Genomic DNA, 23,420 nt, shown 5'->3' with positions numbered 1-23,420 from the left:
ATGGCGCGGCTGCTGATCATCTCGCGTTCCCTCGCGCTCGGAATGCGGCTCTCCGATCTCCATGAGTTCGACGAGCGCTCCGCCGACGAGCTGGAGCAGCACCTTCCCGAGGTCGAGGGTTTCGACGTGCTGGTGCTGGACGTGGGCGATCCCGTGCTCGCGGTCAACACCGTCAACTCCCTGCGTGAAGACGAGCAGGCCATCCCCGTCATGCTGATCTCCGGCTACCAGCCGGAGTGGGAGCAGGTCGAGGCCCAGCAGGTCGAGGGCGTCCACGTGGTGCCGCTGCCGATCACCCGGCAGGCGCTGCACCGCGGTGTGGCCGTGCTGCTCGACGAGGATCCCGACGACGTCACGGTCGATCCGACCGGTGCGATGCCGGTGGTCGCGGCGCAGAGGGCGATGGCGGACGCGTCGGTCACCGGCGCGGGTACGTCCGGCAGGCCCGGGGCCGGGAAGCCAGGTGCGGACTCCGCCCCGAACGCCGGGATCCCGCAGGGCGGGAAGACCCGGCCCGAGAGCGCCCGGGGTGGAGCGGCCCCGGGCGAAAAGGCCCAGGGTCCGGCCGACGTCGCGGCGGCCAAGGCCGTGCAGAAGGCGGCCCAGGCGGCCCGCCCGGGGCAGGCTGCGGTCAAACCCGGTCAGGCCCCGGCCACATCGGGCCCGGCTCCCACCCGCCCGGCCACCGGCGCGGCCAAAACGGCGTCGTCCCCGGACGGTTCGGCGAATCCGTCGTCCGCGGGGGCGAAAACGGCACAGCCCGGGGCGAAGACGGCTCAGCCGTCCCCGGCCGGTTCCGGCACCGCGAAACCGTCCGCCCCCTCGGCTCCGGCGGCCCAGACCGCCCAGGCGCCCCAGCCGGGCCAGCCGGCAAGGCCGGGGCAGCCGAACGCGGCCGGCCGGCCGAACCCCCAGGGCCAGACCAACGCCCAGGGCCAGACCAACGCTCAGAGCCAGACCAACGCTCAGAGCCAGACCGGCGCCCAGGGCCAGGTGGCCAAGCCGAACGCCCCCGGTCCGTCCGCCAAACCGGGCCGGCCCGACCGACCCGGCCCGACGACCGGGCCGGCGGCGGCACCCCACGCGACCAACGCGTCCTCAAGCCCGCGCCCGAACCCCGCGAACCCGCAGCCGGGCGCCGACGCCCAGACCCCCACGGCCCGCCCGCCGGCCACCGGCCCGCTCTCCCCGAGCACCGGCCGCCTCGGCCAGCAGATCGCCGCCCGCCGTGCCGAACTGGCGCAGCAACAGCAGGGTCAGCCGGGCCCGGTCGGCCAGACCGGTCCGGAAGGCACCGCCGGCAGCCTCCCGCAGCACGACCGCAACCGGCGACTGGGCCCCACGCCCCCGCCGACCGGCGCCATCGAGGTCACCCCCTCGCAGGTCGCCGGGTTGTCGTACTCCACCCCGGTGGCCCGTCCGTTCTCCGAGCCGCCGACCCGGCAGCCGCAGATGGGCCCGTCCACGCAGGGTCTGCGGATGAGCCGCTGGCGTCAGCCCCCGCCGCCCGAGACCGGCAGCATCCCGCTCGACAGCAGCAACATCGCGGCCAACCGGCGCATGCAGCGACTGGGCGACCGCCCGCGCAAGCTGCAGCGTCGCTCGCGCCTGCCCGACAGCCAGCCGCGCACCCCCGGCCGGGGTCTGGTCACCGACCCGCTCGGCCCGCGCACCGATCCCTACGGTTTCCCGGTCAGCGCCCTCGAGCGCCGGCTCGACGCCGAGGCCGCCTCGCTGGTCGCCGGCCGCGACGACGACACCCCGCTGCGCACCGGCGAGATGATCCGGCTGCTGGCCGAGCGCGCCGGTGAGCTCTACGGCGTCAGCGACACCTCTCAGGTGCTGGCCGACGACATGGTCGAGAGGGCCTCCGCCGACGCGGCCGCCGTGCTCGTACCCGACGGCGAGATCTGGCGGGTCAGTGGCGGAGTCGGGCTGCGTCCACCGGAACGCCGCCTGGAGCTCAACGATTCGCACTGGCTGGTCACCGAGATCGGCTCGGCGGGCCGGGCCGTGCTGATCGACGACACCGACATCGTGCGCCAGCAGCTGGCCGGTGCCCCGCTCGCGGCCTGGCGGCACTGGCTCGCCGTGCCGGTGCCCGACGTGCGCGTCATCGTGGTGCTGGCCCGGGGCGACGAGGGTGAGCCGTTCACCAACCGCGACCTGTCGGCCGTGTACCCGCCCGTACGGGAATCGGCCGTCCTGCTCGCCCAGGCGATCGAGACCCGGCGTCTGGCGCGTGCTCTCGCGCCGCTACGAGAACCCGAGCCCGGGCCCGACCGCTGATGCGCTGAGTGACCTCCCCGAAGGGGCCGACCGTTGTCCGGTCGGCCCCTTCGCCGTCTTCACCCTCGATTCCCCTACTCGCCGGTCACCTTCTCGGCGGCCGGGGTCTCCCCCGTCCGAGACCTTGAGCCCTCGGTTCGGTGGATCCGCGCGCCCCTGAACGACACTCGTCGAGCGAGAACAAATCCACCGTCAGTACACCTATCCCGGCAGATCGGTTCGTGACATTCCCTAAACCTTGGGGGATCTAACGGTCGTATTGGACGATCCCAAGCCACGAGTATCCCTCGTGTGGCAGATTGTCACCGTGGCCGTGCTGGAACTGAGAGTGAAGAGCATCTTCCTGCCTCTCGTGATCCGTGCCGGAATCATCTTGATCTTCGCGAGCACCGCAGTCGCGCTCGGGATCGTGGCGGATGGTTCCCGCGGGGAAGGGCAGGGCGTGTCGCCCCGCGAGGCGGTGATCCCGGCCCTGATGCTGTTCTGCGTGGCGGCCCTGGCTTCACTGCCGTTGCCCCGGGCGGTGCCCCCGATCATCCCCGCGCTCGCCGAGACCCTCTCGGCGTCGGTGATCATCGGCGGCATGGGCACCAGCGGGCTGCTCTTCCTGCCCTACCTGACGATCCCGCTCTTCATCGCCGGGTTGTCCACCGGCCTGGTCGCCGGCCTCGCCGCCGCCGCGACCGCCACGGTCGCCTTCGGCGGCACGATCATCACCTCGAACGAGAACCGCATCGACGAGCTGAACCGCAACAACGCGCTGCTCGCCTGGGTCTTCATCCTGGTCGCGGTGCCCGCGGTGGGCGCCTGGATCCGCCGCCTGCGCTCCGACGTGGCCCCCGACAGCGAGCCCGCCTACGCCGACGCGCACCGGCTGCTGTCCGAACTGCACGTCGTGGCGCGGCAACTCAGCCTCGGGCTCGACCCCCGCACGCTGGCCACGGCCCTGGCCGAGGACATCAGCGCGGTCGTCCCGCAGGCCGACGCGGTGGTGCTGGTGCGCTCCACCGGCGGCCGGTTCGTCTCGCTGTCCGGGCACGAGCCGCCGGAGGCCGCCGAGCTGACCATCGAAGACGCCTGGGTCAGCGCCCAGCCGGTCAAGCGCGAGGCCTCGGGCCGCTCCTTCGCCGCGATCCCGGTGCTGATGGGCGAGCGGGTGGTGGCGCTGGTGCTGGTCATCACCGCCACCGGGCTCGACGCGGCGTCGCTGCGCAGCTGCCGCACCGTGATCGAGCAGTCCGGTCCGCGGCTGGCTTCGGCCATGCTCTTCGACGACGTGCGCCGCCTGGCCACCACCGACGAGCGCATGCGCCTGGCCCGCGAGATCCACGACGGCATCGCTCAGGACCTGGCGTCGGTCGGCTACGCGCTCGACGACATCCGGCAGAACTCCGACCCGACCGTGGCGAAGCAGGTGATGACCGTGCGCGAGCAGCTCCAGGCGATGGTGGCCGACCTGCGCATGAGCATCTTCGACCTGCGCCACGGCGTGAACGACACGGTCGGCCTGGGCGCCGCACTGAGCGAGCACGCCCAGCGCATCGCCGCCCAGTCCGACCTGGCGATCCATCTGTCCATGGACGAGTCGCCGAAGCGGCTCCCGATCACCGTGGAGGTGGAGCTCCTGCGAATCGTTCAGGAGGCGATCACCAACGTCCGGCGGCACGCGCAGGCCACGAACCTCTGGCTCACCGTGACCGTCGAGCCGCCCCGGGCCCACATCACCGTCATCGACGACGGCCGGGGCCTGAAACCGGGCCGGGCCGACAGTTTCGGCATCCAGGGGATGCGCGAACGGGCCCGCCGGATCGGCGCCAACCTGCACGTCGGCCCGGGCCCCGAAGGGGGCACGCTGGTCGAGGTCGGCCTCGGCACCGAGACCGCGGCGTTCGAGCCGCGGCACCTGGCCCGTCCGGCGGTGACGCGTGTCGCGCTCACCGACCCGCACGGCATCCCGACCATCAGTCCCGTCAGTCCTCATCCACACAACACAAGAAGGTCCCGGACGGCCTCACACGTCCGGGCCGACCAGGAGGTGACTAATTGACCAGCGCAACGGCGAACCTCCGGGTGGTGCTCGTCGACGACCATCAGCTGATCCGGGAGGGTCTGCGCAGGGCCTTCGACCGGGCGGGTGACATCGAGGTCGTCGGCGAGGCGGCCTCGGTCGCGGACGCGCTCAACGCCCTGGAGCGGCTCCGGCCGGATGTCCTCGTGACCGACGTGCGTCTTCCGGACGGCGACGGGATCACGCTGACGACCCAGGTCCGGGCGAACAACCCGGCGATGGGCATCGTGGTCCTCACCATGTATGCCGGTGACGAGCAGGTTTTCGCCGCCCTGGACGCCGGGGCCTCGGGCTTCGTCGGCAAGGACGCCCCGGCCGAGGAGGTCGTCGCGGCCGCCCGGCACGCCGCGGCCAACCCGCGGGCCTTCACCGCGCGCGACCTGGCCGGTGCCATGCAGCGCCGGATGAGTGCCCCGGCCGGCCCGAAACTGTCTCCGCGGGAACGGGAAGTGCTCGACCTGCTGGTCGACGGCCTGGCCATCGCGCAGATCGCCCGGCGGCTCTACATCAGCGAGTCGACGGCCAAGACGCACGTGGCCAACATCTACGAGAAGCTGGGTGCGGGTAACCGCGCACAGGCCGTCATGGCGGCCGTCCGGCTCGGTCTCGTGGACGACGCGAAGCGACGCTGATCACTCCAGTCCCCTTCGGTTCCACCAGTTTTCGTCACACCAGCCCCAGTTCTCGCCCGTTCGGACGAGAACTGGGGCTCTCTCTTCTCATGATCCCTTTCGCACCTTGAGTACACACCGCGACCCAACTGGCACGCTGGGCAGGTCTTCGGAGGGATTGACCCACCGAGCACCCCTCAGAGCACCCAGGAAGGGATCCGCATGCTCACCCACCTCCGCACGGTGATGTCCGACACGAAAGACCGCGGCGCGTCTGCCGTCGAGTACGGCCTGATGGTCGCCGCCATCGCCGCGGTGATCGTCGCCGTGGTCTTCGGTCTCGGCACCATTGTCCAGCGGACGTTCAGGGACACCTGCACCTCCTTCGCCGCCGGCGTCACCGAAGCGGGCACCAGCAGCGACTGCGGTACGGAGACGGGCACCGGCACGGGGACCGGCACCCAGAACTAGACCTGCACCACGACCGGCCCGGTCGTGCGGGGAGAGGGCCGGTCACCAGGAAACCCGGAAGCCACGAAGGCTTCCGGGTTTCCCGCGTTTCTGCCGGTCTTCCGGCAGTACCGACCGGCGTTCGGACGAGGTTCCCGAGGGGCTCCGGTGAATTCCGAAAGAGGCCGAATCAGGCGGCTGTTAAGCCCTGATCAAGGCTCTCCCACTACTGATCGGGTGTTCAGCCGATCATTCCCGAGATGACCGAAAGTCACACTCGCCGTGTGTCAGTGTGTAGGCAGTGACGGGGGGCAACACCCGGCACGGTCCGCAGCCGCGCCGGAACCAGAGGAGGAACGCATGATTTCCCGGATCCGCGGGGTCTCGCGCCGGGCCGGCGACGCAGGCGCCTCCGCCGTCGAGTACGCGCTGATGGTCGCCGCCATCGCCGCGGTGATCGTCGCCGTGGTCTTCGGTTTCGGCAACCTGATCAGCAACACCTTCCAGGGCACCTCGAACTGCATCGAGAACCGGCAGACGATGCCGAACTGTGACCCCAGCGAGGCCACCACCCCGTAAAGCGCCTCCCCGCAGGCTGTCCCGCCGACGATCCGGTCACCCCAGGCTCCCCGAACCAGTTTCGGACCGGTGACCGGATCCTTCGCGTACGGGGGCCGACACACCCTCCCCCTAAGCTGGACGGCATGGTTCCAGCCGATCCCCCCGCCCGCGATTCCCTGCTCCGCAGCTCCCCGCTCAGCACCGTGGTCGCGCTTCTGCTGCTGACCGTCGGAACGGCGGTGGCTACGCACAGTGTTGTTCGCTACCGGGTGTGGATCATCGTCATCTACACCGTTCTCTGTGCCCTCCTCGCCGCCTGGGCCGTCTCCGGCAGCCGGCGCCGTGCCTCGGCTCCCGCGGCCCGGGCCCGGCCCGGCTCCCCGGTCGTGTGGATCGGCGGGGCTCTCTCCACCACCCTCGTCCTGATCGCCGTGGTGCACCTGACCATGCGGCCGTGGACCTACGTGACGTCCGACCAGGGCTGGCTGGTGCGGGCGCTCTACGCGGCGGCGGCCCTGGTGCTGGCGGCCGGGATCGCCGTCTCCACCGCGCAGCGCAAGGTGCTGGCCGCCCACGTCGCGCTCGGCGTCACGGCGGTGCTCTACGTCGTGGCCGGGGCCCTGCTCATCCACTGGGACCCCTCCCCCAAGATCGACGTCTGGGTCACGCTGCAGCAGGCGGCCGACGGTCTGCTCGAGGGCAAGAACATGTACTCGCAGCAGTGGAGCGACTCCCCCGGCGTGCAGGACGCGTTCACCTACCTCCCCTTCACCGGACTGCTCCTGGCCCCCGGGCGCTGGCTCGCCGGTGACGTGCGCTGGGCCCTGCTCGTCGTCACCCTGCTCGGCGCGCTCGCGGTGATGCGGCTGGGCCGCTCCGGCGCCTCCACGCAGCCGGGCCGCATGAGTGTGCGCAACCTGGTCGGTCCCGGCGCCGCCGGTCTGCTGCTGGTCCTGCCCGGCACCGCCACCCAGGTCGAGCAGGCCTGGACCGAACCGCTGCTGATGGCCTGCCTGGCCGGCTGGGCGCTCGCGGTGCGCCGCCGCCGGATGGTGCTGGCGATGATCTGCCTGGCGCTGGGTCTGGCCAGCAAGCAGCACCTCGCCGTGCTGCTGCCGGTGCTCGCGGTCTGGCCGGTGTTCGGCTGGCGCCGCGCGGTCGGCACGGCCGGTCTGGCCGGGGTGTTCATGCTGCCCTGGTTCATCGCCTCACCGGCCGACATGATCCACGACACGGTGACGATGCTGATCAACTTCCAGCCGCTGGTGTTCGCCAACACCTGGTTCATCGCCGCGATCAACGAGCTCGACTGGACGCCGCCGTTCTACCTGACCGGCGCCGTGGTGCTGATCGCCCTGGGCACCGCCGTCGTGCGGGTGCACCGGCAGCAGCCCGACCTGGCCAACGTGCTGCGCTGGGCCGCGGTGGTGCTGTTCGCCGCGAACCTGGTGAACAAGCAGGCCTTCTACAACCAGTACTGGCTGGTGGCCGCACTCGTCATCATCTCGTTCGCGGCGGCGCGTTACCCCGCCCCCGACGGTGAGACGACCGACGAGTCGGAGACGCCGGCGGTCACTCCCGCGGAGACCGGCCCGGGTTCCGCGGAGACCGGCCCGGGGTCCGCGGAGACCGGCCCGGGGTCCGCGGAGACCGGCCCGGGTTCGTCGGAGACCGCTAGGGCCTGAGCCACTTCTGGAGCTTCACGGCCAGGTCGTCCCAGCGCCATTTCTCCAGCACCCACTCGCGGCCTCGCTGCCCGAGCTTCGCGGCCAGTTCCCGGTCGAGCAGGAGCTCGGAGCAGCGGTCGGCCACCGCCTGCACGTCGGTACCGCTCACCACGTAACCGTTCTCGCCCTCGATCACGGCGTCCGGAGCCCCGCCGGAGTCGCCCGCCACCACCGGCAGCCCGGTCGCGGCGGCCTCGAGGTAACAGATGCCCAGGCCCTCGAGGTCGAACCCGCCCATCCGGGTACGGGCGGGCATGCAGAACACGTCGCCGGCCGCGTAGTACTCGGGAAGCCGCTCGCCGGGCACCTTCCCGGTGACGAACACGTGCTCGCCGAGCCGGGCCTTCTGCACCCGGCGCTCCACCTCGGAGCGGTAGGGCCCGTCGCCGACCAGCAGCAGCGCCGCGCCGGGCACCCGTTCGCGGATCCGCGGCAGCGCCTCGACCAGCACGTCCTGCCCCTTGCGGGCGACCATGCGGGACACACAGACCACCACCGGCCGGTCGCCCAGCCCGAGTTCCGCGCGCACCGTCGAGCCGTCGACGCCCGGGTGGAACGTGACCTCGTCGACGCCTGGCGTCAGTTGCACGAACCGGGTGAGCGCGGACCGGTCGAGCGACGGCTCGATGCGCTTGCGGGTGTAGTCGCCGAGATAGGTCAGGACGTCGACGTGCCGCCCGATGCGCCGCATCAGGCCGCGGGTGCCGGGGACGACCGCCCACCACACCTCGTGCCCGTGCGTCGTGGCGACCAGCCGCTCGATGCCGGCCGCGCGCAGTTTCGGTGCCATCAGCCCGAGCGGGGCCGCCGCGCCGAACCAGACCCGGTCGCAGCCCTCGGCCCTCGCGATCTCGATGGAGCGCCGGGTGATGGCGGGGGTGGGCAGCATGATCGGCGAGGGGTCGCGCACCACCGGGAAGTCGAGCTGGGCGTCGAACTCCCGGTCGCCCTTCTGCCGCTTGGTGTGCACCACGACCTGCCCGGGTGGGAAGCGCTTGGTCATGGCCAGCACGAACGACTCGATTCCCCCCGCGCGGGGCGGGAAGTCGTTGGTGATGACGAGCGTACGTCCGCTCACGGTTCGATCCTGCGCACGACCCAACTCTGCCACCCGAGGCCGCGATTCCCGCAAACCATCCCGGCGACGTCGGCCTGTTATCGCTTGAGCTCGGTGATCCGGGCCCGCCACGCCTTCACGAAGGCCGCCACGTCCGCGAACTCGGCCTCCCCCAGCGCCTCGTCTGTCCCGTCGTGAGCGGCCGTCCGGTACAGCGTCCGTAGTTCTGCGACCCCACCCGAGCGTTCGGCGAGCAGCGTGACCGCGGCCCAGGAGCGTCCGTAGGCGACGGACGCGCCCGCGCCCGCGGCGTCGAAGTCCGGCTTCCGCGGAAGCCGCGTGGGCAACGGGGCCGCGAGCGCGTCACCGGCGATGTCGTGCGCGGACAGCCCGGTGTCGCGGTAGGCGACGTAGTCGGCGTACCCCTCCTCGAGCCAGAAGGGCGCGTCCGAGTCGCCGGTGGCACGGGTGGCGACGTGCACCAGCTCGTGGGTGAGGACGACCTCGCGGCCCAGGTCGCTGAGGCCGTCGAACGCGGGGCCGTTGATGTAGACGGCATCGGCCGGGGCGTCGTCGGCGCCGACGGTGACGGCGGCCGTGTCGGCGAGGCCCGCGGTGCTGTCGCGGTCGAGAAGGGTCGCCAGTTCGTCGGTGTCACCCGCGACCACCAGGTGGGTGGGGGTGCTGCCCCAATTCCCCCAGGCGTCGTCGACGGTGCCGGCGGCCCTCACGCAGAGCCGGGCCAGCTGCTCGACCAGGGTTCGCGTGCTGGGTGGCCCGGTCACGCGGCATCGGGTCGAGGTGGCGGTCACCTCGGTGGCGATGGTGGACGTGGTGGTCGTCGCCGGGGTCGTCGCCCCTGGGCGCGGGGTGGGTCGGTCGGGGTCGGCCCGCCCCAGCGTGATCACCGCGACGGCGAGGGCGAGGGCGACGACAGCGGCGGCGATGATCCCGGAACGCCGCATCGGGCCAGGTTACCGAGCCGCTGACCGCTCGGGATTCGCGCTGGGCAGATGCGCTTGCCCACCGCCACGGCCCGGCCGCATCCTCGACGGCATGAGAGTCGCGGTCCTGGCGGACATCCACGGCAACCTGCCGGCGCTCGAAGCCGTGCTGGCCGACACCGAACGCGAGGGCGTCGACGCCTATGTGCTCAACGGCGACATCGCACTGGGCCCGATGCCCGGCCCGACCCTCGACCGGCTGGAGCAACTCGGCGACCGGGCGGTCTGGGTGCACGGCAACTGCGAGCGCGAGATGCTCGCCGCGCGGGCCGGTTCCGATGCTCCCGGCTCGATGCCCGACGAGGTCTGGGCCACGGCCGTGTACGCGGGCCGGGCGCTGACCGATCGGCAGCGGGAGCTCGTCAGCGACCTGCCGTTGTCGGTGAGCCTGGAGGTCGACGGGCTCGGGCCGGTGCGGTTCTGCCACGCCACCACCCGCGACGACACCGAGATCGTGCTGGTCGACTCGCCCGTCGAAGACTTCACCCGGGGGTTCGCGAACTGCGACGAGCCCACGGTCGTGCTCGGCCACACCCACATGCCGTTCGACCGACTGGCCGACCGGCGCCGGTTCGTGAATCCGGGCAGCGTCGGCATGCCGTATGCCGGTGTCCCGGGCGCCTATTGGGCACTACTGGGACCCGGGGTGCAGTTGCGGCGCAGTGACTACGACCTGGCCGCCGCGGCCGGGCTGTTCACCACCGAGGCGGCGGGCTATCCCGGTCTCGCGGAGTTCGTCGCCGAGAACCTGCTGGCCGTTCCGTCGGACGCCGAGGCGCTGGCGGTGATGCGGAAAATGGCCGACGCCCAAGCAGAACGGCCCTGACCTCTCGCGAGGTCAGGGCCGTTTGCGGGTGAAGCGGCTTGCGGGTGGAACGGCTTGCGGGTGGAACGGTCGGTCAGCCGAGGCGGGCCGCGGCGACCGGGGTGGTCCAGAGGCTGGCCACCTTGACGACGTCACCGGTGCGCGGGGCGTGCACCATCATGTTGTTGCCCAGGTAGATACCCACGTGGTTGATCGGCGAACCGAAGAACACCAGGTCGCCGGCCATCAGGTTGGCGTTGCTGACCGAGGTGCCGTAACCGGCCTGCATGCGGGAGCTGTGCGGCAGCGAGACACCGGCCGACGCGTAGGCCTTCATGGTGAGGCCGGAGCAGTCGTACGAGCTCGGGCCGGCCGCGGCCCAGACGTAGGGCAGACCGCGCTGGTTGCAGGCGAACGAGATGGCCTGCTTGGCCGCCGCGGACGGGGCCGCCGCCATGCCGCTGGCGCAGTCACCGCCGCCGCCACCGGAGCCGACCGGCACGGAGCCGCCGCTCGGGTCGGCCTCGGCCTCGGCGCGCTCACTGGCCTGGAGCGTGCTCAGCTCGGCCTCGGCCGCGGCGAGCTTCTTGTCCGCCGTCTCCTGGGCCTTCTTCATCTTGACGTTGGACGCCTTGATGACCTGGATCTGCTTCTCCATGGACTTCTGCGTGTCCACGAGAGCCTGCTGGGCGTCGGCCAGGTCGTTCAGGGCGCCGCTCTGGCGGGCGGAGAGCGTGGGAAGGTAACCCGCCTTGGCGAGCGCCGCCTCGGGGTCGTCGGAGAGCAGCACGCTCAGCGTGGACAGCTCACCCTTCTTGTAGCTCTCGGCCGCGAGCAGGCCGACCTGCTTCTTGAGGACCTTGACGCGGTCTTCCTGCTTGCCGACGTTCTTCTTCGCGGCCTTCAGTTTGACCTGCGTCGACTTCAGCTTCTCGCGGGTCTCGACGTAGTCCTCGGCGGCCGTGTCGGCCTCCGACTTCAGCTTCTGGACCTTCTTCTTGACGTCGGCGACGCTCGGGTTCGGCACCGCCGAGGCCGTCGGCGACGTGAAGAGTGCCGTACCGGCCAGGGCCAGGGGCACCAGCACGCCGGCGAAGCGACGCCAGCCGGTCAGGCGCAGCAGGTTGACCGGGTTGCGGCGGCGGAAGAACGAACTGCCCCGCGGGGCAGTGGTTCTGTTCTCGACGCGAGTGCTCGTCGTGGTGCCGGACCCGGAGTCGCGCACATCCTCGCGCGCCTCGAAGTTCTGGGCCGCCGCACGCGTTTCCGCGGGCTGGCCGGTGGTCGGACCGTCCGATCGCAAGGCGCGAGCTCTCCGTTCTGGTGCCCGCGCGACGGGAGAATCGTCGCGGCGGAGACTGAGCCGAGTTGCGCGCCCGCGGCATCCTGCCCTCGGGGTCGCAACAACGGTCTGTGAACGGAGGAAACATAGCGGGCTCGGACACCCCTACCAAAGCCAGCACATTGCCGCCCCAGGTGCGCGGAGCGTTATCTCCGCTGGTAGATCCCGCCTCAGCGACACCTCCCTTAACATCACACAGGAAATCTTAACCTTCAGTAAATCTACCCTTAGATGGTTTCATCCCTTTTGCGCCTGGTGACGGCCGGTATTACTCACCCCGCCGCACGGTGATCGGCGCGCAACCCAGAGTGATCACCGTGGCGACCGGTGCGACCTGAATCACGTGGCTCGTGGTCCCAGTTCAGGACGCCGGCCTCGTCGGGATCGACCGGCCGCACCACCAGACGCAGCGACGGCACCAGCCCGGCGCCGGCCAGAACCGCGATGGCCGCCTGCTCCTGGGCGTCGAGATCGATGGTGGCGTGGCCGGCCTCGATGTCCTGGACCACCCTGTGTTGCACCGTCTCTCCCGCGCGCTCTCCCACGCGCGCCGCCACCGGGGCCACGCCACTCTCCGGCTCGTGCCCCAGGCGGTGACCGAGTTCCGCCTCGTGGCCCAGGTGGTGACCGGTTTCCGGCTCGTGCCCCGGGCGGTGAGCGGTTTCCGTCTCGTGCCCCAGGCGGTGAGCAGTTTCCGTCTCGTGGCTCAGGTGGTGACCGGTTTCTGCCTCGTGCCCCCGGCGGTGACCGTCCCGGTGCTCTCCCACAGCCCGACCCGGCGGGGACACCGGACCGGAATGGCGCGTGCGGCCGGGGTTCCGGACCGCCGGCGCCCCCAGCAGCACCGAGACGACGCAGTCACGGCAGGCCGGGCCGCGCACAGCACAGGAGTCGCAGTCGATCAGCATGGTGCCCCTCCGAAGGTGCTCGCGGGCCCTGACGGATCTTTCGTGGATCCCTGTGGATCCGGATGGTTCGCGTGGCCCGACCGGCTCTCTGCCGATGACACAGACGCTAAGGGCGACCACCGACAGTCTTGATTTCGCGGCCTCGGACCTCCCCCGGAGGCTCCCGCGTCCAAGACTGTCGGTGGCCGGGCATACCGTCCTCGTATGAGCTCGACACCACCCGTGCCCACTCAGGAGGCGCTCTGGCCCGAAGAACTCGTGGTGTCCGGCGCCAGCGGGGTCGACGCCCAGGCCCTGGCCGACGTCACCTTCGTGGTGTTCGACCTGGAGACCACGGGCGGCGCCCCGGCCGACGGCGGCATCACCGAGATCGGTGCGGTCAAGGTGCGCGGCGGTGAGGTCCTCGGCGAGTTCCAGACCCTGGTCCGGCCCGAGAGCTCGATCCCGGCCTTCATCTCGCTGCTGACGGGCATCACCGACTCGATGGTCGCGGGCTCCCCGACGGTGGCCGCGGTGCTGCCGTCGTTCCTCGAGTTCTGCGCGGGCAGTGTGCTGGTGGCCCACAACGCGCCCTACGACGTGGGTTTCCTGAAGGCCGCGTGCGAGCGGTTCGGCCACCCCTGGCCCGCCCCCACCGTGATCGACACGGTGAAGCTGGCGCGGCACATCGTCAGTCGCGACGAGGCGCCCAACCGCAAACTGCACACCCTGGCCGCGCTCTTCGGCTCCCCGATCGAGCCCGACCACCGCGCTCTGCACGACGCCCGGGCCACCGTGCACGTGCTGCACGCCCTGCTCGGCCGCGTCGGCACGCTCGGCGTCGCCACCCTCGGCGACCTGCGGGGCTATTCGGCCAAGGTGCCCGAGAGCACCCGCCGCAAGCGCCATCTCGCCGACGGGCTGCCCACCGGTCCGGGCGTCTACCTGTTCCGCGACGAGAAAGACCGGGTGCTCTACGTCGGCACCTCGGTGAACATCCGCACCCGGGTGCGCAACTACTTCACCGCGGCCGAGCAGCGCAGCCGCATGCGCGAGATGGTGAAGCGGGCCGCCCGGGTCACCCCGGTCCCCTGCGCCACCGTGCTCGAGGCCCGGGTGCGCGAGGTGCGGCTGATCGCCGAGCACGCCCCGCCCTACAACCGCCGGTCCAAGGCCCCCGAGCGCAAGCCCTGGGTGAAGCTCACCAGCGAGGCCTGGCCGCGTCTGTCGGTGGTGCGCGAGGTGCAGGCAGACGGCGCCACCTACACCGGTCCGTTCGCCTCGCGCGAGCAGGCCGAGCTCGCCGTGGCGGCGCTGCACGAGGCCTACGACCTGCGCCGCTGCACCCCGAAACTGCCCCGCCGGCCGTCGAAGAAGGCCTCCGCGTGCATCCTCGCCGAGATCGGGCGCTGCGGTGCGCCGTGCATCGGCGGCATCGACATCCCCAGCTACTCGGCCATCGTCGAGCAGGTGCGGGGGGCCATGCTGAGCGAGGCCGACGAGGTGGTCGAGGCATCGCTGCGCCGGGCCACGTCGCTGTCCGAGCTGGAGCGCTACGAAGAGGCCGCCGAACACCGCGACCGGCTGATGTCCTACCTGAGGGGCACGGCCCGGGCCCAGCGGATGGCCCCGATCGCGGCCGTCCCGCACCTGATCGGCGCGCGGCGTCAGGAGCACGGCGGCTGGGAGTTCGCCCTGGTTCGTCACGGCCGCCTGGCCGGCACCACCGTCTCCCCCGCCGGGGCCGACCCGATGCCCTACGTCGACGCGCTCAGTCTCACCGGCGAGGTGGTCACACCCCGCGAAGTGCCTTATCCCAGCGCCCATCCCGAAGAGACCGAGATCGTGCTGAACTGGCTCGAGCAGCCCGGCACCCGCCTCGTCGAGATCGAGGGCACCTGGGCCTGGCCGGTGCGCGGCGCGGCCCAGGCCCGGCACCGGCTGCCCAAGGAGATCGACATCCGCGACTCCCGGGCGCTCCTCGAAAAAGCCTCGGGCGCAGCCACACCCGGTGCCCCACGCCATGAGCCGGCGATCACCCCGAGCCGCGGCCGCTGAGGCCAGGGGCAGCCCGCGGGTCGGCTCGGGTCGGCTCGGCACGGCTCGGCACGGTCGGCACGGCACGGTCGGCACGGCACGGTCGGCACGGTCGGCACGGTCGGCACGGTCGGCACGGTCGGCACGGTCGGCACGGTCGGCACGGTCGGCACGGTCGGCACGGTCGGCACGGTCGGCACGGTCGGCACGGTCGGCACGGTCGGCACGGTCGGCACGGTCGGCACGGTCGGCACGGTCGGCACGGTCGGCACGGTCGGCACGGTCGGCACGGAAGACGGTGCCGGAGGCCCACCCGGAAGAGAACACCACGGGGCAGCCACGCATGAGCCGGCCGACATCACGAACCCAGCCGGCCACCGGCCGATCAGCCACAGCTCAAGCAGCCACAGCTCAAGCGGCCACAGCTCAAGCGGCCACCGGCGACATCCGGAACGAGGGCCATCGCGACAGGCACGGCATCTGCGTCTTCGGAACCGGGAACCGGGAACCAGGAACCGGCGAGGGATCGCGCACCCACGCCACCTGGACACCCCCGGGAGGGGCACCGGGAAGGGAGCGGTGCTCACCGCGTCCGTCATTGAGGAGCCGCCAAAAACCCGAGGGCCGGCACCCATCCCGATCGGATGGATGCCGGCCCTCGAAGGCTCAGCCGGAACGGCTCAGGTGATCAGTGCCCCGCACCCACGGCGTGGCTGTCGTCGCCACCACCGCTGGCCGAGATCTCTTCGTGGTGCCCGTGGTGGTGGGCCTCGGCCAGCTCGGCCGGGGTCACCGGGGCCACCCGGTCCTCGAAGTAGAACTTGCTGATCTTCTGACGCACCTTCTCCAGACGACCGCCCGGGCGCCGGACACCGGAGGAGTCCGTGGCCGAGAGGGCCTGGGCGGGCTCCGGCGACTCGAAGCCGACGAGCAGCCAGCGGTCCGTGGCCGAGAGCGGGGCGTGGAGCTCGAAGACCTCGCCCTCCTCGGTCCGGAACACCCGGCCGGTCTCCCGGCCGTGCAGGACCTTCTCGCGGTCCTTGCGCTGCAGACCCAGGCAGATCCGCTTGGTGATCACGTAGGCCAGCGCCGGCACGATGAACACGGCACCACGCAGGAAGTACGTGATGTCGTTGATCGACAGGTGCAGGTGCGTCGCGATGACGTCGTTACCACCACTGATCCACAGCAGGGTGTACGTCGTGATCGCCATGACACCGAGCGCGGTACGGGTCGGGGCGTTGCGCGGGCGGTCGAGCAGGTGGTGCTCGCGCTTGTCACCGGTGACCCACGCCTCGATCCACGGGTAGAGCAGCGCGGGCGTCACGAGCAGACCCGGCAGCACCAGCGTGGGCAGGAAGATGTTCGGCGAGACCGTATGGCCCCATATCTCGAACTCCACGAACCCGGGCATGATCCGGACGGCGCCGTCGAGGAAGCCCATGTAGAAGTCGGGCTGGGCGCCGGCACCGATCGGTGACGGGTCGTAGGGCCCGTAGACCCAGATCGCGTTGATGGTGAACAGCGCGCCCATCAGGGCGGTGACACCGAACACGATGAAGAAGAAGCCACCGGCCTTGGCCGTGTAGATCGGGAACAGCGGGAAGCCGACCACGTTGCTGTTCGTCCGGCCCGGGCCGGGGTACTGCGTGTGCTTGTGCACGACCACCAGGATCAGGTGGACCGTGATCAGCGCCAGCATGATCGCCGGGATGAGCAGCACATGCAGCACGTAGAAGCGCGGGATGAACGCCTCGCCCGGGAAGCCCCCGGCGAACAGGAAGTAGCTGATGTACGAGCCGACCACCGGGATACCGAGGACGATGCCCTGGGCGATGCGCAGACCGTTGCCGGAGAGCAGGTCGTCGGGCATCGAGTAGCCCAGGAAGCCCTCGACCACGGCGAGGATCGCCAGGATCATGCCGATGACCCAGTTCATCTCACGGGGCTTGCGGAACGCGCCCGTGAAGAAGATCCGGAACATGTGCACGATCATCGAGACGACGAAGATCAGCGCCGCCCAGTGGTGGATCTGCCGCATCAGCAGACCGCCACGGACCTCGAACGAGATATGCATCGTCGAGTCGAACGCCTCGGACACGTGCTGGCCCGCGAGCGTGGTGTACGGGCCGTCGTAGACGACCTCGGCCGCGCTGGGAACGAAGAAGAACGTCAGGAACGTTCCACTCAGCAGAAGGATCACGAAGCTGTAGAGCGCGATCTCACCGAGCATGAACGACCAGTGGTCGGGGAAGATCTTGCGCGAGAAGCCGTTGACGATCTTCGACGCGCCGAGACGCTCGTCGAGCCAGTTGCCGGTGGTCGCACCGGCCTTGTTGAGTGCGCCCTCGCTCATGACGACCGCTCCCAGTAACTCGGTCCGGTGGGCTCGGAGAACGGAGCCTTGGCCACCAAATATCCCTCGTCATCGACCGTGATCGCCAGCTGAGGCAGGGCGCGCTTGGCCGGGCCGAAGATGACCTTGCAGTTCTGCGTGAGGTCGAAGGTCGACTGGTGGCACGGGCAGAGCAGGTGGTGCGTGCGCTGCTCGTACAGAGCCACCGGGCAGCCCATGTGGGTGCAGATCTTCGAGTAGGCGACGATGCCGGCGTAGGAGCCCGGGATCGACTCCGGCGCCAGCAGGTCTTCCTCGAGACGGATCAGCAGGACCGCGGCCTTGGCCTTCTCGTTGAGCGGGTGCTCGGACTCCTCGATGCCCTCGGGGAGGATGTGCGCGACGGCGCCCAGGACCATGTCGGAGGCCTTGATCGGGCCACCCTCCGGGTCGAGCATGAGCCGGTCGCCGGCCTTCCAGAACGTCTCGGCCAGGTCGCGGCCGGGCAGCGGCCCGGTGTCGCGGAAGAGCAGCACACCCGGCAGCGGGAACAGCGCCATGGCGCCGAGCAGCGTGTTGCGGATGAGGGGACGCCGGGCGAAGCCGGACTCCTCCACACCCGTGGCCAGCTTCTCGACGGCCTCGGTGCGCTCCTCGTCGGAACCGCGCTGCAGGTGCCGGTAGTCGATCTTCTCCTCGTCCGGCATGAGCGTCTTGGCCCAGTGCACGGCGCCGACGCCGATGCCGAGCAGCGAGATCGCCATGCCGATGCCGAGGACCTTGTTCGACAGCTCGAGCCGCTCGAGGTACGCGACGAAGCCGAGGTCGTGGTCCATCTTGACCACGAAGTACCCGACGATCATCACGAGCGTGCCGACCATCGACAGCAGGAACAGGAACGCCACTTGGCGCTCCGCCCGGCGGGCCGTCTTCGGGTCCACGTCGGTCAGCCGGTGCGGGTGCGCCGGCAGGCCGGGGTTCTCGAACTTGGAGGGGAGGTCGCCCTCGTGTCGGGCGACCTCCTTGCCCTCGTCGTCCGGGTCGTTCGTACTCATCGTCCCACCCGTTTCGTTGCTCACGAGGACTTGGCCCCCAGCCACACGGCGAAGCCGAGCAGCACCGTCAGGCCGACGATCCAGGCGACGAGACCCTCGGAGACCGGTCCGAGCCGGCCGAGGGAGAGACCACCCGGGTTCGGGGTCTCCCGGATCGTCGCGAGGTAGGCGATGACGTCCTGCTTCTCCTCCGGGGAGATGGTGGTGTCCGGGAAGACCGGCATCGACTGCGGGCCACTGACCATGGCCTCGTAAATGTGCTTGTAACTGACGTCGTCGAGACTCGGGGCGAACTTGCCCTTCGTCAGCGCACCGCCGGCGCCGGCCGAGTTGTGGCACATGGCGCAGTTGGTGCGGAAGATCATGGCGCCCTTGGACGCGTCGCCCTCGGCGGGGTCGATCATGTCGTCGGTCGGGATGGACGGGCCGGCGCCCAGGCTCGCCACGTAGGCGGACAGCTGGGCGGTCTGCTCGTCGTTCAGGCGCACCGGGGCCTCGGGGGCCTGCGGGCCCGAGGCGGCCAGCGGCATCCGGCCGGTGCCGACCTGGAAGTCGACGGCGGCCGCGCCGACACCGATCAGCGAGGGAGCCTCGTTACGGCCCTCGGCGTCGATGCCGTGACAGGTGGAGCAGTTGGCCAGGAACAGCTTCTTGCCCTGCTCCAGGTCGTCGGCCGAGGCCGAGCTGGTCGACGCATCCGCCGTGCTGGGCATGACGGCGGCATAGGCCACGCCCGTCACGAGCAGGCCGAGCAGCACGATGAGTGCCGTGGCCAACGGGTGCCGCCGCCGGGCAGCGAGTGCGCTCACGATGTGAAACTCCTACGTTCCGGGGTGCGTACGGGCGGGACGCCCAGCGATTTCTCAGTCACCGGTGGCTCACTTGATGACGTAGATGACGAAGAAGAGACCGATCCAGACCACGTCGACGAAGTGCCAGTAGTACGACGTGACGATCGCGCTGGTGGCCTCGGCGTGCCCGAACCGCTTGGCCGCGAAACTGCGGCCGATGATCAGCAGGAAGGCGATGAGCCCGCCCGTGACGTGAAGGCCGTGGAAGCCGGTGGTCAGGTAGAACACCGATCCGTACCCCGAGCTGCTGAGGGTCAGGCCCTCGCCGATCAGGTGGGTGTACTCGTACACCTGGCCACAGATGAAGATCGCGCCCGCGACGTACGTCAGCAGGTACCACTCGCGCATGCCCCAGTTGCGGAAGCCGTGCTCCCGCGTCCAGGGCGCCCACCAGGTGCCGAGGGCACCGGGCTGGAAGCGCTCGGCGGCGAACACGCCCATCTGGCACCACACGGAGCTCAGCACCAGGTTGATCGTGTTGACCGTGGAGAAGGGGATGTCGAGCTTGAGCGGCTCCACCGCCCACAGGTCGGGCTGCACGGCACGGATCGTGAAGTACATCGCGAAGAGACCCGCGAAGAACATCAGCTCACTGCTGAGCCAAACGATCGTGCCGACCTGAACCATGTTGGGTCGGTTGAGAGTCGCATGAACGTTCGGCCCAGCCGGGCCGTCTACTGCCGCTACGGATGCCACGGGCGTCATTATGGCCTCACGTCGATCCGGATGAAGGGCGGGGGGCACTTGTGTGGTCCGCGCCGTGTCCTAACCGTGTCCTGAGCGAGCTTCCCGCAGGTGGAACGGGGTTTCGCAAGCTCTACGTTCCCTAATTCGCGGGCTTCGTGGAATTGAGCCGCAGCCATCGCACGGAGCTGCTCGTCTGGGGACGTCACGTCAGGGTTCTTCGGCGCCCTTGACGCCTTCCTGTTGCCCCCACCCCACGTTCGGAGGGCAATTTCCGCCGACACGCCGAGACATTCGGCACCTCTGTACGTGAAATTTCCCTCGCCCGGCGTGTCGGGCCCGCCGGGCGCTTCGGGACCCGGGACAAGGGACCCGGGACAAGGGACCCGGGACAAGGGACCCGGGACAAGGGACCCGGGACCAGGGCCCCGGGTCACGGGACCCAGGTCACGGGACCTCGACGGCCGGTGACGCGTGGATCCTCCGCTTCGGTACGATCACGAGCGACACGCAGGCACTCGCCAAGGGTCAGATCGTGTGCCACTCCTCCCCCGACCCCGGGTGTGGACGGGCCAGGCGAACCTCCCGCTGCCGACGATGCGGACGATCCAGGAGACGATCGATGACGACGACCTCGACCCGGCCCGGAGCCGTTGCCCAGGCCCAGCACCAGTCCGACGGGCCGCTGGGCCACACCACGACCCCGAAGGCCCCCGACCACGAGGACGCCCGGCTCTCCGGCGACGCCCCCGTCGCCGGCCCCCGGCCCATCTCGCTGCTGGTCTACAGCCACGACGCCCAGACCCGGGGCAAGGTGCGCACGGCGATCGGCAAGCGCCTGGCCTCCGACCTCCCGCCGGTGCAGTGGCAGGAGTGCGCCACGCCGGCGGCCGTGATCTCGGCCGTCGACTCCGGTGCGTTCGACGTGCTGGTCCTCGACGGTGAGGCGGCCCCGGCCGGCGGCATGGGGATGTGCCGTCAGCTCAAGGACGAGATCTTCGAGTGCCCGCCGGTGCTCGTGCTCACCGGCCGCCCGCAGGACGCCTGGCTGGCGACCTGGTCGCGGGCCGACGCCGCGGTGCCGCATCCCCTTGACCCCCGTGCCCTGGCCGAGGCGATCACCGTCCTCGCCCGTCGACGTAGAGGCTGACCGACGCATGCCCACCATCAGCTGGCCGTACCTGATCACCACGCTCGTCAACGGGCAGGACCTCTCCCGCGACGAGGCCGAGTGGGCGATGGAACAGGTCATGACCGACCGCTCGAACCCGGTACAGCTGGCCGCCTTCCTGGTCGCCCTGCGGGCCAAGGGTGAGACGGTTCAGGAGCTGGGTGGGCTGGTCGAGGTGATGCTGCGCCACGCGGTGCCGATCGAGATCGCCGGCCCCGCCGTCGACATCGTCGGCACCGGTGGCGACATGCACAAGACGGTCAACATCTCGACCATGTCGTCACTGGTGGCGGCCGGGACGGGCGTGCGGGTGATCAAGCACGGCAACCGGGCCGCGTCCTCGTCTTCCGGGGCCGCCGACGTGCTGGAGGCCCTGGGCCTGCGGCTCGACCTGCCGCCCGAGCGGGTGCCGGCGGTGGCCGACGAGGTGGGCATCACCTTCCTGTTCGCGATGAAGTTCCACCCGGCGCTGCGGTTCGCCGGCCCGACCCGGGCCGAGCTCAAGGTGCCGACGGCGTTCAACTTCCTCGGCCCGCTCACCAACCCGGCGCGTCCGGCCGCCTCGGCGATCGGCTGCGCGAACCTGCGGATGGCCCCGATCATGGCCGGCGTCCTGGCCGACCGGGGCGACGAGGCGCTCGTCTTCCGTGGGGAGGACGGCCTCGACGAGCTGTCCACCACCGGCCCCTCGCGGATCTGGCAGGTCAGCGGCGGCACGGTCACCGAGTCGCTGTTCGACCCGGCCGACCTCGGTCTGCCGCGCGCCACGCTCGACGACCTGCGCGGCGGCGACGCCCGGCACAACGCCCAGGTGGTGCGTGACCTGCTGGCCGGGAAGACCGGGCCGGTGCGCGACGCCGTGCTGCTGAACGCGGGGGCCGCTCTGGCGGCCTCCAGCGCCTCCGAAGGGGATCTGGTCAAGCAGATCAGCGAGGGTGTGCAGAAGGCCGCCGAATCGATCGACAGCGGCGCCGCAGCGGGTGTTCTCGAGCGCTGGGTCGCCGCTACCAACGCCTGAACCACCAAAAATGAGGGACGCCCCGGTCACCTGACCGGGGCGTCCCTCATGGTGCGGCTGGAGACTCAGGCGTCGAACTTCTGCCACCCCGACCACGACGTGTTCCACATCGAGTAGCCGTTGATCTTCTCCATCTCGCGCGTGCTGTTCTTGTAGACCACCACGTCACCCACCTTGGACCGGTCGAACAGCCACTTGGCGTTCGCGTCGCTCATACCGGTGCAGCCGTGGCTGACGTTGGCCCGGCCCTGCGACCCCGTCGACCAGTCCGCGGCGTGGATGAACTCACCGCTGTTGGTCAGGCGCATCGCGAACTTGGCGTCGATGTTGTAGCCGTCTTCGCTGTCCTCGGGGATGCCGACCGTGGAGGAGCGCATGGTGTGCACGGTCTCGCGGCTCATGATCACCTTGATGCCGTTGCGCGTGGCCATCGACGCCTTGCCGGTGGTGACCGGGATGGTCTTGATGACCTTGCCGTCCTTGCGCACGGTCATGGTGTGCTTGGCGACGTCGACGGTGCTGATCATCTCGGAGCCGATGCTGAACTTCGACTGGGTCTTCTGCTTCTTGCCCCAGACGCCGTTCTGCACCTCGACGCCGGTCAGGTCGGCCGTGACCTTCACCTTGGTGCCGGTGGGCCAGTAGTCCTTCGGGCGGTACCAGACCTGCTGCGAGTCGATCCAGGCCCAGGCGCCCTCGATCTTGTCGTCACCGGTGTCGACCTTCAGCGCGTCGACCACGGCGTCGCGCTTGCTCTCGCTGACCGCCTTCGACAGGTGCACCACGATCGGCATGCCGACGCCCACGGTCCAGCCGTTGCCCGGCACCGTGTATGCGGTGACCTGGCCGTCGGGGACGATCGTGGAGAACGACGCGGACTTCTCGGCGGCGACCCCGTCGGTGTTGGCGGCGGTGACGGCGACCGTGTAGCCGGTGGCGGCCTTCAGCTTGGTCTTGCTGGTCCACTCGGTCTTGTCAGCGTTAAGGCTGCCCTTGATCTTGGAACCGGTGGCCGAGGCCACCCGCACGTCCGAGATGGTGCCCTCGGCCACCGCGACCTTGACCTTCTTCGCGGTCTTGACCTTCTTCGTGCCGTCGTCGGGCGTGATCGTGATCTCGGCGGGCGCGGCCGCGACCTGCGTCTCCTGCGACCCGGAGCCGCCCGACCCGGCCGTGCCGGAGTCGTCGGAATTGCATCCGGCCAGGGCGATCACGGCCGCGAGGGCAGCGGCGAACGCTCCCACCCTGCGGGACCGGCCCCGGACGACGGCACGACTGCTCACTTCGCTACCCACCTGACTGAAGAGGTTCCGACTGCGTTCCAACAGTTCTAAGACGCGTCCATCGGTGCTTCGGTTGCAATGTTGCGCTAAAGGAAGTCTATCGGTACCTCATGAGACTCACCCGAATCATTAGGGATTCGTCAAGCATTCTCAGGAATTGTCCCCCGGGCCGACCAGTGCAGGGG

The 23,420-nt window shown here is 70.4% G+C and carries 19 protein-coding genes; 10 read left to right on the top strand and 9 right to left on the bottom strand.

The window, feature by feature from the left end; all coding sequences use genetic code 11:
• The 6 genes from J2S57_RS20015 to J2S57_RS19990 all read left to right on the top strand — a co-directional run bounded on the left by J2S57_RS20015 (nt 1) and on the right by J2S57_RS19990 (nt 7,664).
• Nucleotides 1-2,289, top strand: coding sequence for a hypothetical protein (locus J2S57_RS20015; protein WP_307245242.1), 2,289 nt, complete (start codon nt 1-3; stop codon nt 2,287-2,289).
• 307 nt (nt 2,290-2,596) lie between these two features.
• Nucleotides 2,597-4,336 carry a sensor histidine kinase gene (locus J2S57_RS20010; RefSeq protein ID WP_307245239.1) on the top strand — a complete coding sequence of 580 codons (1,740 nt, stop codon included), beginning with the start codon at nt 2,597-2,599 and terminating at the stop codon, nt 4,334-4,336.
• Nucleotides 4,333-4,989 carry a response regulator transcription factor gene (locus tag J2S57_RS20005; RefSeq protein WP_307245237.1) on the top strand — a complete coding sequence of 219 codons (657 nt, stop codon included), beginning with the start codon at nt 4,333-4,335 and terminating at the stop codon, nt 4,987-4,989. The genes J2S57_RS20010 and J2S57_RS20005 overlap by 4 nt, the downstream gene beginning before the upstream one ends.
• A 201-nt stretch (nt 4,990-5,190) precedes the next feature.
• Nucleotides 5,191-5,439, top strand: coding sequence for a Flp family type IVb pilin (locus J2S57_RS20000; RefSeq protein WP_307245235.1), 249 nt, complete (start codon nt 5,191-5,193; stop codon nt 5,437-5,439).
• A gap of 339 nt (nt 5,440-5,778) precedes the next feature.
• On the top strand, nt 5,779-5,997 hold the full coding sequence (locus J2S57_RS19995) for a Flp family type IVb pilin (RefSeq protein WP_307245233.1): 219 nt from the start codon (nt 5,779-5,781) through the stop codon (nt 5,995-5,997).
• A 125-nt stretch (nt 5,998-6,122) separates the two neighbouring features.
• Nucleotides 6,123-7,664, top strand: a complete 1,542-nt coding sequence (locus J2S57_RS19990) for a glycosyltransferase family protein (protein WP_307245231.1) — start codon at nt 6,123-6,125, stop codon at nt 7,662-7,664.
• Here J2S57_RS19990 and J2S57_RS19985 read toward each other — a convergent pair.
• Both J2S57_RS19985 and J2S57_RS19980 read right to left on the bottom strand, forming a co-directional pair.
• Nucleotides 7,654-8,784 carry a glycosyltransferase family 4 protein gene (locus J2S57_RS19985; RefSeq protein WP_307245229.1) on the bottom strand — a complete coding sequence of 377 codons (1,131 nt, stop codon included), beginning with the start codon at nt 8,782-8,784 and terminating at the stop codon, nt 7,654-7,656. The genes J2S57_RS19990 and J2S57_RS19985 overlap by 11 nt on opposite strands.
• Before the next feature lie 77 nt (nt 8,785-8,861).
• The gene (locus J2S57_RS19980) at nt 8,862-9,728 is read right to left on the bottom strand and encodes a hypothetical protein (RefSeq protein ID WP_307245227.1); all 867 of its coding nucleotides are present in this window, start codon (nt 9,726-9,728) and stop codon (nt 8,862-8,864) included.
• A 91-nt stretch (nt 9,729-9,819) separates the two neighbouring features.
• On the opposite strand from J2S57_RS19980, the gene J2S57_RS19975 reads away from it, so the two are divergent.
• Nucleotides 9,820-10,593 (top strand): metallophosphoesterase family protein, encoded by a 774-nt coding sequence (locus J2S57_RS19975; protein WP_307245225.1) that lies wholly within the window; start codon nt 9,820-9,822, stop codon nt 10,591-10,593.
• Between the two features lie 73 nt (nt 10,594-10,666).
• On the opposite strand, the gene J2S57_RS19970 is transcribed toward J2S57_RS19975, so the two are convergent.
• Together J2S57_RS19970 and J2S57_RS19965 are read right to left on the bottom strand one after the other, a co-directional pair.
• Nucleotides 10,667-11,875, bottom strand: coding sequence for a C40 family peptidase (locus J2S57_RS19970; RefSeq protein WP_307245223.1), 1,209 nt, complete (start codon nt 11,873-11,875; stop codon nt 10,667-10,669).
• A 311-nt stretch (nt 11,876-12,186) separates the two neighbouring features.
• Nucleotides 12,187-12,435: a hypothetical protein gene (locus J2S57_RS19965; RefSeq protein WP_307251168.1), complete on the bottom strand. Its 249-nt coding sequence runs from the start codon at nt 12,433-12,435 to the stop codon at nt 12,187-12,189.
• 591 nt (nt 12,436-13,026) lie between these two features.
• On the opposite strand from J2S57_RS19965, the gene J2S57_RS19960 reads away from it, so the two are divergent.
• Nucleotides 13,027-14,859, top strand: coding sequence for a DEDD exonuclease domain-containing protein (locus tag J2S57_RS19960; protein ID WP_307245221.1), 1,833 nt, complete (start codon nt 13,027-13,029; stop codon nt 14,857-14,859).
• A 667-nt stretch (nt 14,860-15,526) separates the two neighbouring features.
• Here J2S57_RS19960 and qcrB read toward each other — a convergent pair.
• From qcrB to ctaE, 4 genes are all read right to left on the bottom strand, one after another.
• Nucleotides 15,527-17,194 carry a cytochrome bc1 complex cytochrome b subunit gene (qcrB, locus tag J2S57_RS19955; RefSeq protein ID WP_307245219.1) on the bottom strand — a complete coding sequence of 556 codons (1,668 nt, stop codon included), beginning with the start codon at nt 17,192-17,194 and terminating at the stop codon, nt 15,527-15,529.
• The gene (gene qcrA, locus J2S57_RS19950; protein ID WP_307245217.1) at nt 17,191-18,228 is read right to left on the bottom strand and encodes a cytochrome bc1 complex Rieske iron-sulfur subunit; all 1,038 of its coding nucleotides are present in this window, start codon (nt 18,226-18,228) and stop codon (nt 17,191-17,193) included. The genes qcrB and qcrA overlap by 4 nt, the downstream gene beginning before the upstream one ends.
• A gap of 20 nt (nt 18,229-18,248) precedes the next feature.
• Nucleotides 18,249-19,037, bottom strand: a complete 789-nt coding sequence (qcrC, locus tag J2S57_RS19945) for a cytochrome bc1 complex diheme cytochrome c subunit (protein WP_307245215.1) — start codon at nt 19,035-19,037, stop codon at nt 18,249-18,251.
• Nucleotides 19,038-19,106: 69 nt separating this feature from the next.
• Nucleotides 19,107-19,784, bottom strand: a complete 678-nt coding sequence (gene ctaE, locus J2S57_RS19940; protein ID WP_370882490.1) for an aa3-type cytochrome oxidase subunit III — start codon at nt 19,782-19,784, stop codon at nt 19,107-19,109.
• A 748-nt stretch (nt 19,785-20,532) separates the two neighbouring features.
• On the opposite strand from ctaE, the gene J2S57_RS19935 reads away from it, so the two are divergent.
• Together J2S57_RS19935 and trpD are read left to right on the top strand one after the other, a co-directional pair.
• A complete protein-coding gene (locus J2S57_RS19935; RefSeq protein ID WP_370882683.1) occupies nt 20,533-20,913 on the top strand; it encodes a response regulator transcription factor in 381 nt (126 codons plus the stop codon).
• Between the two features lie 7 nt (nt 20,914-20,920).
• Entirely contained in the window at nt 20,921-21,952 is a 1,032-nt protein-coding gene (trpD, locus tag J2S57_RS19930; RefSeq protein ID WP_307245209.1) for an anthranilate phosphoribosyltransferase, read from the top strand.
• 65 nt (nt 21,953-22,017) lie between these two features.
• Here the strand turns inward: trpD and J2S57_RS19925 are convergent, their stop codons facing one another.
• Nucleotides 22,018-23,235 carry a L,D-transpeptidase gene (locus J2S57_RS19925; protein ID WP_307245207.1) on the bottom strand — a complete coding sequence of 406 codons (1,218 nt, stop codon included), beginning with the start codon at nt 23,233-23,235 and terminating at the stop codon, nt 22,018-22,020.
• Between the last annotated feature and the right edge of the window lie 185 nt (nt 23,236-23,420).

Origin of the sequence: Kineosporia succinea, from assembly GCF_030811555.1 — a bacterium.
GTDB lineage: Bacteria > Actinomycetota > Actinomycetes > Actinomycetales > Kineosporiaceae > Kineosporia > Kineosporia succinea.
This window is presented reverse-complemented; position numbering and strand designations above follow the sequence as displayed.